The following is an 11,756-nucleotide window of genomic DNA, read 5'->3' on the forward strand; positions in this document are numbered from 1 at the left end:
GTCGCCCGACAGCGTCAGCCGCCAGAAGGCCTCGGCGACCGCACTTGGCGCCGGCAGCACGTTGGCGGGCATGACGCCCGCGCGGCTGGCCATCTCCCAGCCGGCAATAACCAGCGCCGGCAGCAGCCAGCCGATGGCATTGTTATGCAGGCGCGTGGCAACGCTCATGACGAAGCCTGCAGGCGGTTGGCGCCATGGAAGCCGACCGAGAATTCGTTGGCGATGTTCTCATGCGCCCGCTGCCGCCTGGTGCCGAGCCCGAGTTTCGGGAATAGAAGCTCGGCGACGCGGTAGGCCTCCTCGAGATGCGGATAGCCCGAGCCGATGATGGTATCGATGCCGATCGCCTGGTATTCGCGGATGCGCTCGGTGATCTGTTCCGGCGTGCCGACCAGCGCCGTGCCGGCGCCGCCGCGCACCAGCCCGACACCGGCCCACAGATTGGGCGAGACGACCAGCCTGTCACGGCGTCCGCCATGCAATTGCGCCATGCGGCGCTGGCCAACCGAATCCATCTGGTTGAGGAAGCGCGCCTGCGCATTTTCGATCTGGGCGTCGGTGACATGGCTGATCAGCCGGTCGGCGGCGCGCCAGGCTTCGTCCTCGGTCTCACGGACGATGAAATGCAGCCTGATGCCGAAACGCAGTTTTCTGCCGCGCAGTGCCGCTTTTGCGCGCGCCGCAGCCAGCTTCTCGGCAACCTGCGCCGGCGGTTCGCCCCAGGTCAGATAAATGTCGACGAGGTCGGCGGCGAGGTCCTGGCCTGCGTCCGACGACCCGCCGAAATAGAGCGGCGGCCGCTCCTGGTGCGGCAGAAGGTCGAGGCGGCCATTCTCGACGCGGTAATATTTGCCGTCGAAATTGACCCGCTCGCCGGACACCAGGCCGCGCCAGATGGTCAGGAACTCATGCGCCTGGGCATAGCGCTCGTCATGCGGCAGGAAGACGCCGTCGCCGGCGAGCTCGGTCGGGTTGCCGCCGACCACGACATTGAGCAGCAGGCGGCCATTGCTCAAGCGGTCGAGTGCGGCGGTCTGGCGCGCGGCGAAAGTCGGCAGCGTGACACCCGGCCGCAGCGCAACGAGAAACTTCAGCTTTTCGGTCAGCGTCGCGAGACCTGCCGCGGTGATCCAGGAATCCTCGCAGTTCTGACCCGTGGGCAGCAGCACGCCGGGAAAGCCGAGCCGGTCGACCGCTTGCGCGATCTCCTTGAAGTAGCCGAATTCGGGCGGTCGCTGCTGCTCCTCGGAACCGAGATAAGAACCGTCGCCATGCGTCGGGATGAACCAGAAGAAATCGAGCGGCGCAGTGCTGGCAGGCGCGGTCATGTCTGGCACAGTCACGGGCGGATCTCCTGTAGATATGGGTGCAAACGCAAATGGCGCCGGGCGTACTCACCCGGCGCCGTCAGGGGACAAGTTAGTTGCCGGGTGCCGTCCACACCGCGTCGGAGATGCGGACCGCTTTCGGGATCAGCCCGAGCTTGTAGAAGCGGTCGGCGGTGGCCTGCTGGCCGGCGATGATCTCGTCGGTGATCGGAAAGATGCCGAACTTGGTGCGGTTGGCGGCGATGATCTGCGCGTCGAGCGGCACACCGGTCACCTCATGCAGCGCCGCGGCCACCTTGTCGCGGTTCTGGTCGGCCCATTTCGCCGCCTCGCCAAGCGCCGATATCGTCGTGGTGATGGTTTCGGGGTGCGCCTTGGCGAAATCCTTGTTGGCGAGGAAGTAGGTGTTGACCTTGAGCACCTCGCTGGAGCGGGCCAGCACACGCGGCTGGTAGCGGGTTTCGGCGATGGCGAAGAACGGATCCCAAACGCTCCAGGCATCGATCTGGTCGCTGGCGAAGGCTGCGGCTGCATCCGCCGGGCTGAGATAGACCGGCGTGATCTGGTCGAAGGCAAGGCCAGCCTTTTCCAGCGCCGCGACGAGCAGATTATGCGCGCTGGTGCCCTTGCCGACGCCGACGCGCTTGCCCTTGAGGTCGGCGACCGACTGGATCGGCGATGCCGGCTTGACGAAGATCGCCTCGCCGTCGCCATTCGACGGCAGCGCCGCCGCATACACGATGTTTGCGCCGGCCGACTGGCCGAAGATCGGCGGTGCGTCGCCGGTCCAGCCGACATCGATGGCGCCGACATTGAGCGCCTCGACCAGCGGCGGCCCGGCGGTGAACTCGACCCATTTGACCGTCACGCCCTTGTCTTCAAGGGCCTTTTCGATCACCTGCTGCTGTCTGGCGATCACCGGCAGGCCGGTCTTCTGATAGCCGATGCTGAGCTGCTTCAGCTCCTGCGCTGTGGCGCCGGATGACACGGCAACCGTCGCCGCCAGCAGGCCGATGCCGAAAACACGTCTCGTTAGATTGAACATTGATCCCTCTCCTTCGCTGCGGATCGGCGCCGGAAATGGCCTCGCCGGTTGGAAGATGGATCAGGCTAGGTAGTTCTATAAATTTAGTAGAGGAATGATTTTGCGAGTTGAGGCATCGATGTGGAATTGTCTTCTACGGCAACCCAGAATTCGTCATCCTAGGGCGGAGCAAGGAGCGAAGCGACGCGGCGCAGACCCTAGGATCCATGCCGTGACATTGGCTTTAGGATGCAACGGATCAGAATGGCGCTTGCACGCCCACCAACGCGGGCTACCCTTCAACCATGACCGGCTACGTCTACATGACCGCGAGCCAGAAGCGCGGCACGATCTATATTGGTGTCACCAATGACCTCGGCCGCCGCATGCCGGAGCACAAATCCGGTGAGGGCTCGCGATTCACCAGTCGCTACGGCGTGCAACGCCTTGTCTGGTACGAGGAGTATTTCGACATCACCATCCAGCGCGAGAAGTCACTGAAGCGCTGGCCACGTCAATGGAAGATCGAGTTGATCGAAAAAGCCAATCCGGAGTGGTTCGAGCTCTTTCGTGGAACCGGCTGGTAGGCGCTCGGTTTCTTTCACCGCCGGAGCATGGCATCACCGTCGCGGCATGGATCCTAGGGTTGCGCTGCGTCGCTTCGCTCCTTGCTCCGCCCTAGGATGACGAAGACGCGGGGACGGCGCAAAGTCGCACCACCCCCTTCACTGCGACCAATACTGCCAGGCCCAGTAAAAACTCTCGTCGCGTGGCGGCAGGCGGTCGCGCTCGGCGTCCCAGCGGACCGGCGTTGGCGATTTCGGTTGCTGTTCCAGCGGCTGGCTTTCCCTGGTCCAGGCGAGAAGCCAGTTACCGGCTTGGGCGAACAGCACGGCGGTGGAATGGGTCATCGTCATTCTCCTGCTCCTCTGGGCTCGGATCATTCGCGTCCCGCCCACGGGACGAGCACGCGCTCGATCCTGCGGATGGTGAATTCGAGCACGAAGGCGATGGCCGCGATCACCAGTATGCCCATCACCACCACGTCGGTGACGAGGAACTGGGCGGCCGACTGGATCATGAAGCCAAGTCCGCGCGTCGCCGCCACCAGTTCGGCCGCCACCAGCGTCGACCAGCCGGCGCCGAGCGCGATGCGCAGACCGGTCAGGATCGACGGCAGCGCGCTGGGCAGGATGACGTGGCGGACCACTTGGCGCTGGGTAGCGCCCAGCGAGCGCGCCGCGTTGATGCGTTCCTGCGAGACGCCGCGAACGCCGGACGCGGTCGACAGCGCCACCGGCGCCAGCATGGCAATGGCGATCACTAGGATCTTCGACGGCTCGCCGATGCCGAACCAGATGATGACCAGCGGCAGGTAGGCGAGCGGCGGGATCGGCCGCAGGAATTCCAGCAACGGATCGAAGATGCCGCGCCCGATGGTGCTGATGCCGATGGCGAGACCAACCGGCACGCCAATGGCAAGGGCGGCGACCAGCGCGGCGAATACCCGGCCCAGGCTGGCGACGGCATGCTGCAGCAGCGTAGCATCGACGAAGCCGTCACGGGCGACGGTGATGAACTTGTTCCACACGGCGGCAGGCGATGGCAGAAACACTGGCGACACCAGTTGCAGGCGGGCCGACAGCGCCCACAGCGCCAGCACCATCAGGATGGTCACCGCGCTGACCGCGCGCGCCGAAACGCCTTTGCGTTTCGGGCTGGGCCGCGACCACGGCACCGACAGGCCATCGGCCTCGTCGATCTTGTGTCCCGCCCGCTCGGTGTAGGAGGTAACGGTCATGCCGCCTCTCCTTCGAAGATCGCGTCGGTCAATTCGCCACGCGCCACCGCAAAAGCCGGATCGGCCTTGATGGTGCGGATGGCTTCGCCCGAGGCGTAGCGCCTGGAGAAGCCGGGTTCAAAAGTCCGCACCACGCGGCCCGGACCGGGCGCCAGCACGACGATGCGGGTGGCCAGCACCAGCGCCTCCTCGATGCCGTGCGTCACCATCAGCACGCCGACCTCGCTTGCCGTCCACAAATCGAGCAGCGTCGTCTGCATGCGCTCGCGCGTCAGCGCATCGAGCGCGCCGAGCGGTTCGTCGAGCAGCAGGAATTCCGGTTCGGCGGCGAGCGCCCGGGCCAGGCCGACACGCTGCCGCATGCCGCCGGAAAGCTCCCAGATGCGCTTGTCGCCGGCGTCGGTGAGCTTCACCAGCGCCAGCAACTCATCGGCGCGCTGGGCCCGCTCTGCGGGCCTGACGCCGCGCAGCCTGAGCGCGAAGGCGACGTTTTCGCGCGCCGTCAGCCATGGGAACAGCGCGTCGTTCTGGAACACCACCGCCCGGTCCGAACCAGGTGCTGTGATCGGCTTGCCGTTGATGGAGGCGCGCCCGCGTGCCGGCGCGACAAGGCCGGCGGCGACGTTGAGCAGCGAGGTCTTGCCGCAGCCGGACCGGCCGACGAGCACGACGAAATCGCCCTTGGCGACATCGATCGACACAAGCTCGACGGCAGGCTCCGCCTGGCCGTCATAGTGGATCGAGACCTTGTCCAATACGAGATGGGGGTCCAGTACGAGATGGGGGTCGAGCACGAGATGCGGCATGGATGCCTCGCGGTTCGTTGAAATCCGACTGCCCCGGCCCTCAGCGGTTCCGGGGCAGGCAGCACGCGGCGTCAGGGAAGAAGCGCGCGGGCCGGGTTCAGAGCAATTCCAGGAAAAGTGTGAAGCGGTTTTCCGTCCGGAATTGCGTTAAACGAGTACTAGTTCGAGGCAAGCGCCTCTGTGACGTATTTCGACGACACGTATTTCGAATAGTCCGGCAGCACGGCGTCGATCTTGCCTTGCTCCTTGAGGAAGGCGGATGTCGCTTCCACCGCCTTGACCGTGCCGCCGCCGAGGAATTTGTCGGAGGCCTGCTCTTCGAGCGTTGGGAAGACATAGCCCTTGAGCAGCTGCGGCACTTCTTCCAGCTTGGCGCCGGTGAGCTTGGCGATCGCGGCTGCCTGCGGCGACGACACCGACCAGGCGCCGGGTTTGGCGAGGAACTCGGCATAGGACGCGCCCGTCACCTTGACGAAGTCGCGCACCGCTTCCGGGTTCTTTTCGGCGAAGTCGGTGCGCACGATCCAGGCGTCGAAGGTTGGCGCGCCCCAGGCGGCGACCTGCGAGGAATCCACCACCACCTTGCCCGTCGTCTTGATCTGGCCGAGCGCCGGATCCCAGACATAAGCCGCGTCGATGTCGCCACGCGAGAATGCGGCGGCGATTTCCGGTGGCCTGAGATTGAGGATCTCGACCGACTTCGGATCCACGCCCTCATGCTTCAACGCGGCGAGCAGGCTGTAATGCGTCGTCGAGACGAACGGCACGGCGACCTTCTTGCCGGCGAGGTCGGCGACTTTCTCGATGCCGGCGCCGTTGCGCGCCACCAGCGCCTCGGATTCGCCGATCAGGCCGACGATAAAGATGGTCTGGATCGGCAATTCGCGGCTAGCCGCCGCCGCCAGCGGGCTCGAGCCGACATAGCCGATATCGACCGAACCGGAAGCGACCGCGGCGATGACATCGGCGCCGGAATCGAATTTGCGCCAGTCGATTACTGCCTTCGTCTCCTTTTCATAGGTGCCGTCGGCCTGCGGCACTTTCGAAGGCTCGACCACCGTTTGATAGCCGATGGTGATCTTGAGGTCGTCGGCATGGGCCGGGCCGAGGAAGGCCGCGCCGGCAAGCGCCGCCGACGAGAGGAGAACAATGCGTCGCGAAATGGTGGACATGAAGGGCTCCTGAAAAGAGAAAAATCGGAATGCCCCATGATAGTCCGCTAATTCTATTAGGTTTGTAGAGTTAAATCCTTCCAACGAAGGCGGGCTTGTTAGAAAAAAGCTGTCGGTGACGGAGCACCCGAGCGCATATGGCGGCTGCACCCGCCATCATCGCCCCGATGACAAATCGCATACGAACAAGAATGGCGCTCCGCGAGCCTCCCGACTTCGTCATCCTATGGTCTGCGCGACGGAGCTTCGCTCCTGCTCCGCCCGTGAATGACGAAGTTAGGTACGCTTCGGTACTCAACTCTGTGCCGTTCACGCACGAATGATAGGTTCTTACCCAGGCCAATATCAGGCAAATCCATACCTCAAACAGCGGCCGATTTAGAAAACCTATCCCGCGTGTTCGAGGGTAAGTATAGTAATCTTATAGACATTGAGACTGGAGGCGACGATGAGCAGTCACCATATCGCGACGATCGCGCCCTCAAAGTCGTGCGCTTTTGTGTCCCTGTGGGCACAAAGGCTGGCCAAAGTGGCCGGCGCGGCTTGAAAACGAAGCAAAATCAGCAGTTCTCGGCTTGTACATCATGTCACTAGAATTTATGTGTCATGCGGGCTCGGACGCGGCGGCAACGCCCGCCAGGCGTTTTGCAACCGATGGTTCCATGCCGTCGCATGCCAGAGAAATTTTGATCTCATGCTCACCAAAAAAGGTAAGTACGGCCTCAAGGCGCTTGTCCACCTCGCGCGCTTGCCGGCCGGACAGCTCGCCTTCGTCAACGACGTCGCCACCGGCAACAACATCCCGAAGAAGTTTCTCGACGCCATCCTGGGCGAGTTGCGCAATGCCGGCTTCGTCCAGAGCCGCAAGGGCAAGGATGGCGGCTATCGCTTGGCGCGCCCCGCCGATGAGATCAAGGTCGGCCATGTCGTGCGCGTCCTCGACGGTCCGCTGGCGCCGATCCCCTGCGCCAGCCGCACCCAGTACCAGCGCTGTGAAGATTGCAACGAGGCGACATGCCAAGTCCGACATCTGATGCTCGAGGTCCGGCAGGCGATCGCCGAGGTGCTCGATCAGCGCAGCCTCGCCGAAATGCGCGATATCTCTCTCGACGACCCGCCGGTTGCGAGGGGCATCGGCGATCTGCCGGTCGCGGTGAAGGTCCAGGCCTGACACTGGCGTTGCGCAGAGCGAAGGCACGCCTATGACCGGGCGCGCCAACTCCATCATCATTGTCGGCGGCGGCGCCAGCGGCGTCGTGCTGGCCGCACATCTCCTGAAGTCGCCCAATCCCGACCTGCGCGTCACGCTGATCGAAAGGCGCCCGCATTTCGGCCAGGGCATCGCCTATTCGACGCTGCTGTCGGCGCATGTCTTGAATGTCAGTGCCGCCGGCATGAGCGCCTATGCCGACGATCCCGGCAATTTCTGGCGCTGGCTGCAGGAGCGCGGCCTGGCAACGGCCGAGCAGGCACCCTTCTATGCGCCGCGCAGCATCTATGCCCGTTACCTCGGCGAGTTGCTCGACGAGCTGCAGGCGCGCGAAAAGCAGACCGGGCGGCTTCGGTTGATCCGCGAGGAAAGCCTCTCGATCACGCCCACCGCATCCGGTGTCGAAGTGGCGCTGGCCAACGGCACCAGCGTCGTTGCGCATCTCGCCGTGCTGGCAACCGGCCACGACGAGGAGCCGGCGCAAGGCCATGCCATCAGGATGGGATCGGAAGCCGACACAGCACTTCCCCCTGACGCCGGCGTCATGGTGCTGGGCACCGGCCTGAGCATGGTCGATGCCTTCCTGGCGCTGGAACAGCGCGGCCATCGCGGCGACATCATAGCTGTGTCGCGGCGCGGCCTGTTGCCCTCGCCGCATCGCAAGGGCAATCCGATCAAGCTCGACGTCGCCGACATTCCGCTCGGCACCCAGCTCTCCTATTTCGTCGGCTGGTTCCGCGACCTGATCAAGGAAAACCAGAAGGCCGGCATCGACTGGCGCGACGTCGTCGACGGCCTGCGGCCGTTCAACCAGAAGATCTGGCAGAACTGGCCGGCTTCCGCCAAGCGCCGCTTCGTCGAGCACACCAAGGCCTGGTGGGACATCCACCGCCATCGCATGGCGCCCGAGGTCTACGCCCGTGTCACCGAAGCCGTGCAATCCGGCCGCATTCGCCTGGTCGCCGGCCGCGTAGTCGACATCGCGCGCAACGGCAATTTCACCGTCCAGGTCCAGTCGCGCCACACGCAGCGTCTCGAGACCTTCGAGGTCGCCCGCATCTACGATTGCTCTGGTATCGTCAGGGACATCTCGACCTCGTCGAACAGCGTCGTGCGCTCGCTGGTCGACCGCGGTCTGGCACGGCCGGATCCGCTGCGCATCGGCCTCGATGTATCGGCCAAATGCGAGATCATCGCCGGCGACGGAACCATCTCTGCCAAGATCCTCGCCGTCGGCCCGCTGACGCGCGGCACCTTCTTCGAGATCGACGCCATTCCCGATATCCGCGTGCAGTGTGCGAGGCTGAGCAAGCAGCTGCTCGGCTGAGAGCTCCGCGCAAATCCCAACGCCGTCGTCATCCTAGGGCGGAGCAGGAGCGAAGCGACGTCGCGGAGACCCTAGGATCCATGCCGCGACCTGCGAGCTTTGCGGCGGTGCAAACCTGTCGATGCAGCCGGATGCTTCCAAATTAATTCTGCACCGCTGCATTCTTCGACCAATGTCACGGCATGGATCCTAGGGTCTACACTCCGCTTCGCGTCGCTTCGCCCTAGGATGACGAACGCGCGGAGGGTTCGCCTGACTTCGAAGCCACTCTCGCCAACGCAAACCCGGAATTTCATTCCGCATCTGGCCGGTTGATTGGCACGATCTATCTTCTTTCCAACTGCAAAGGGCTGGAAAAGAGGATACGCTGCCGCCCTGCCCAGAGGCGGTCGCTTGGTCATGGAGCATCGATATGAGCGAGCATGAGATCGCCGCAGCCGACGAATTGTCCCGCCTGCGTCCGCCCTACAAATCGGTGCTCGACCTGATCGGCCAGACGCCGGTTGTCGAGCTGACCAAATTCGATACCGGCAAATGCCGGCTGTTCATCAAGCTTGAAAGCCAGAACCCCGGCGGCTCGATCAAGGACCGTATCGCACTGTCGATGATCGCCGCGGCTGAAAAGCAGGGCAAGCTCCGGCGCGGCGGCACCATCGTCGAGGCGACCGCCGGCAATACCGGCCTCGGCCTTGCCCAGGTCGGCATCCCCAAGGGCTACCGCATCGTGCTGGTCGTGCCCGACAAGATGTCGCGCGAAAAGATCCAGCATCTGCGCGCGCTCGGCGCCGAGGTGCGCATGACGCGCTCCGATGTCGGCAAGGGCCATGCCGAATATTACCAGGACATGGCCGAGAAGATCGCTGCGGAAACGCCCGGCGCCTTCTATGCCAACCAGTTCGCCAACCCGGCCAATCCGCTGGCGCATGAAACCACCACCGGCCCGGAGATCTTTTCGCAGCTCGACGGTGACGTCGATGCGGTGGTCGTCGGCGTCGGCTCCGGCGGTACGCTGACCGGGCTTGGCCGCTACTTCGCCAAAGTGTCGCCGAAGACCGAAATGGTGCTGGCCGATCCGGTCGGCTCGGTGCTGGCGCCGCTGATCAAGACCGGCAAGATGGAAGAGGCCGGCAGCTGGACCGTCGAAGGCATCGGCGAGGATTTCGTGCCGCCCAACGCCGATCTGTCGCTGGTCAAGAAGGCCTATTCGATCCCCGACAAGCAGAGCATGCTGGCCGTGCGCGACCTCTTGTCGAAGGAAGGTATCCTCGCCGGCTCATCCTCGGGCACGCTTTTGTCCGCCGCGCTGCGCTATTGCCGCGAGCAGACGGTGCCCAAACGCGTCGTCACCTTCGTCTGCGACAGCGGCAACAAATACCTGTCGAAAGTGTTCGACGATTTCTGGCTGGCGGAGCAGGGGCTGGCCGAGCACGAGCAGCATGGCGACCTGCGCGATCTGGTGATGCGCTCGCACCGCACCGGCGACACCGTCTATGTCGGCCCGGACGAAAGCCTGCTCAATGCCTATGGCCGCATGCGCCGTTCCGATGTCTCGCAGCTGCCGGTGCTCGACAATGGCAAGCTCGTCGGCATCGTCGACGAAAGCGACATTCTGGCCAAGGTCGACGGCCCCTATGACGGCCGCTGGGAGCGCTTCAACGGCCCGGTGCGCACGGCCATGACCTCCAATCTGCACACGCTGCAGGCCAGCCAGACGCTGGATGCGCTGCTGCCGGTCTTCGACCGCAACGAGGTCGCCATCATCTTCGACGGCGACGAGTTCGTCGGCCTGATTACCCGCATCGACCTGATCAACCATTTGAGGCGCGCACGATGACCGCTGAAACACCACCACCGGGCAAGAACCGTCTGGCTTTCTCGACGCGTACCATCCATGGCGGCCAGAGCCACGACCCGCTGACCGGCGCGGTGATGGTGCCGATCTACGCCACCTCGACCTTTGCCCAGCAATCGCCCGGCGTGCACAAGGGTTTTGAATATGCCCGCAGCCAGAACCCGACGCGCTTTGCCTTCGAGCGCGCCGTGGCCGACCTCGAAAGCGGCTCGGCCGCCTTTGCCTTCGCGTCCGGCCTGGCGGCGATCGCCACCGTGCTGGAGCTGCTCGATTCCGGCGCTCACATCGTCGCCACCGACGACATCTATGGCGGCTCGTTCCGGTTGATGGAGCGGGTGCGCAAACGCTCGGCCAATCTGCAGGTCTCGTTCGTCGACTTCACCGACCTCGCCGCCGTCGAGGCCGCGATCCGGCCCGAGACGAAAATGCTGTGGGTCGAGACGCCGACCAACCCGCTGCTGCGCATCGTCGACCTCGAAGGCGTCGCCGCACTCGCCAGGCGCAAGGGCATTTTGTCGGTCGCCGACAACACGTTCTGCAGCCCTTATATTCAACGCCCGCTGGAGCTCGGCATCGACATCGTGGTGCATTCGACCACCAAATATCTCAACGGCCATTCCGATATGGTCGGCGGCGTCGCCGTGGTCGGCGACAACAAGGATCTCTCCGCCCAGCTGAAATTCCTGCAGAACGCCATCGGTGCCATCTCGGGCCCGTTCGACAGCTTTCTGGCGCTGCGCGGGCTGAAGACGCTGGCGCTGCGCATGGAGCGTCATTCCGCCAACGGGCTGAAGATCGCGCAGTGGCTGGAAGCGCGCCGCGACGTGCGCCGCGTCATCTATCCCGGCCTCGCCAGCCACCCGCAGCACGCCGTCGCCGTCCAGCAGATGCACGCCTTCGGCGGCATGATCACAGCCGTGCTCGACCGCGACCTCGCCGGCACCAAAAAGTTCCTCGAACGCACGCAGCTGTTCACGCTGGCCGAAAGCCTCGGCGGCGTGGAGAGCCTGATCGAGCATCCGGCACTGATGACGCACGGCTCCATTCCGGCCGAGAAACGGGCCGAGATCGGTATATCGGATTCGCTGGTAAGATTGTCGGCGGGGATCGAGGATGGAGATGATCTGATCGCGGATTTGGAGCAGGCGCTGGGGGGATAGACCCTCAAATCGCCAAAATCGGCGCCGCCCCTCATTGCCCTGCCGGGCATTTCTCCCCGTATAGGGACGGGGAGAA

11 protein-coding genes and 1 pseudogene are annotated in these 11,756 nt (G+C 64.2%); 5 read left to right on the plus strand and 7 right to left on the minus strand.

Features of this window, described 5'->3' with window-relative positions:
* The 3 genes and pseudogenes from EOC06_RS43110 to EOC06_RS21975 all read right to left on the minus strand — a co-directional run.
* Positions 1-168 (minus strand): annotated as a pseudogene (locus tag EOC06_RS43110) (ABC transporter permease); the annotation flags it as partial.
* The gene (gene ssuD, locus EOC06_RS21970; RefSeq protein ID WP_164898686.1) at positions 165-1,328 is read right to left on the minus strand and encodes an FMNH2-dependent alkanesulfonate monooxygenase; all 1,164 of its coding nucleotides are present in this window, start codon (positions 1,326-1,328) and stop codon (positions 165-167) included. The pseudogene EOC06_RS43110 and the gene ssuD, both read right to left, overlap by 4 nt.
* A 91-nt stretch (positions 1,329-1,419) precedes the next feature.
* Positions 1,420-2,373: a sulfonate ABC transporter substrate-binding protein gene (locus tag EOC06_RS21975; protein WP_128308774.1), complete on the minus strand. Its 954-nt coding sequence runs from the start codon at positions 2,371-2,373 to the stop codon at positions 1,420-1,422.
* A gap of 284 nt (positions 2,374-2,657) precedes the next feature.
* On the opposite strand from EOC06_RS21975, the gene EOC06_RS21980 reads away from it, so the two are divergent.
* Entirely contained in the window at positions 2,658-2,939 is a 282-nt protein-coding gene (locus EOC06_RS21980; protein ID WP_128308775.1) for a GIY-YIG nuclease family protein, read from the plus strand.
* A 138-nt stretch (positions 2,940-3,077) separates the two neighbouring features.
* Here EOC06_RS21980 and EOC06_RS21985 read toward each other — a convergent pair whose 3' ends face one another.
* The 4 genes from EOC06_RS21985 to tauA form a co-directional block, all read right to left on the minus strand.
* Complete coding sequence (locus tag EOC06_RS21985) at positions 3,078-3,263, minus strand: hypothetical protein (RefSeq protein ID WP_013528709.1); 186 nt, start codon at positions 3,261-3,263, stop codon at positions 3,078-3,080.
* 29 nt (positions 3,264-3,292) lie between these two features.
* Positions 3,293-4,153, minus strand: a complete 861-nt coding sequence (locus EOC06_RS21990) for an ABC transporter permease subunit (protein WP_127808555.1) — start codon at positions 4,151-4,153, stop codon at positions 3,293-3,295.
* The gene (locus EOC06_RS21995; RefSeq protein WP_128308776.1) at positions 4,150-4,959 is read right to left on the minus strand and encodes a taurine ABC transporter ATP-binding protein; all 810 of its coding nucleotides are present in this window, start codon (positions 4,957-4,959) and stop codon (positions 4,150-4,152) included. Before EOC06_RS21995 ends, EOC06_RS21990 begins: the two co-directional genes overlap by 4 nt.
* 158 nt (positions 4,960-5,117) lie before the next feature.
* Positions 5,118-6,131, minus strand: coding sequence for a taurine ABC transporter substrate-binding protein (gene tauA, locus EOC06_RS22000; protein ID WP_128308777.1), 1,014 nt, complete (start codon positions 6,129-6,131; stop codon positions 5,118-5,120).
* A gap of 694 nt (positions 6,132-6,825) precedes the next feature.
* Here tauA and EOC06_RS22005 point away from each other — a divergent pair.
* From EOC06_RS22005 to EOC06_RS22020, 4 genes are all read left to right on the plus strand, one after another.
* Positions 6,826-7,302: an Rrf2 family transcriptional regulator gene (locus tag EOC06_RS22005; protein ID WP_128308778.1), complete on the plus strand. Its 477-nt coding sequence runs from the start codon at positions 6,826-6,828 to the stop codon at positions 7,300-7,302.
* 31 nt (positions 7,303-7,333) lie between these two features.
* Complete coding sequence (locus EOC06_RS22010) at positions 7,334-8,668, plus strand: FAD/NAD(P)-binding protein (RefSeq protein WP_128308779.1); 1,335 nt, start codon at positions 7,334-7,336, stop codon at positions 8,666-8,668.
* 412 nt (positions 8,669-9,080) lie between these two features.
* On the plus strand, positions 9,081-10,502 hold the full coding sequence (locus tag EOC06_RS22015; protein WP_127269717.1) for a pyridoxal-phosphate dependent enzyme: 1,422 nt from the start codon (positions 9,081-9,083) through the stop codon (positions 10,500-10,502).
* Positions 10,499-11,680 (plus strand): PLP-dependent aspartate aminotransferase family protein, encoded by a 1,182-nt coding sequence (locus EOC06_RS22020; protein WP_127269719.1) that lies wholly within the window; start codon positions 10,499-10,501, stop codon positions 11,678-11,680. Before EOC06_RS22015 ends, EOC06_RS22020 begins: the two co-directional genes overlap by 4 nt.
* Positions 11,681-11,756 lie beyond the last annotated feature (76 nt).

Origin of the sequence: Mesorhizobium sp. M7A.F.Ca.MR.362.00.0.0 (genome assembly GCF_004023175.1) — a bacterium.
Lineage (GTDB): Bacteria > Pseudomonadota > Alphaproteobacteria > Rhizobiales > Rhizobiaceae > Mesorhizobium.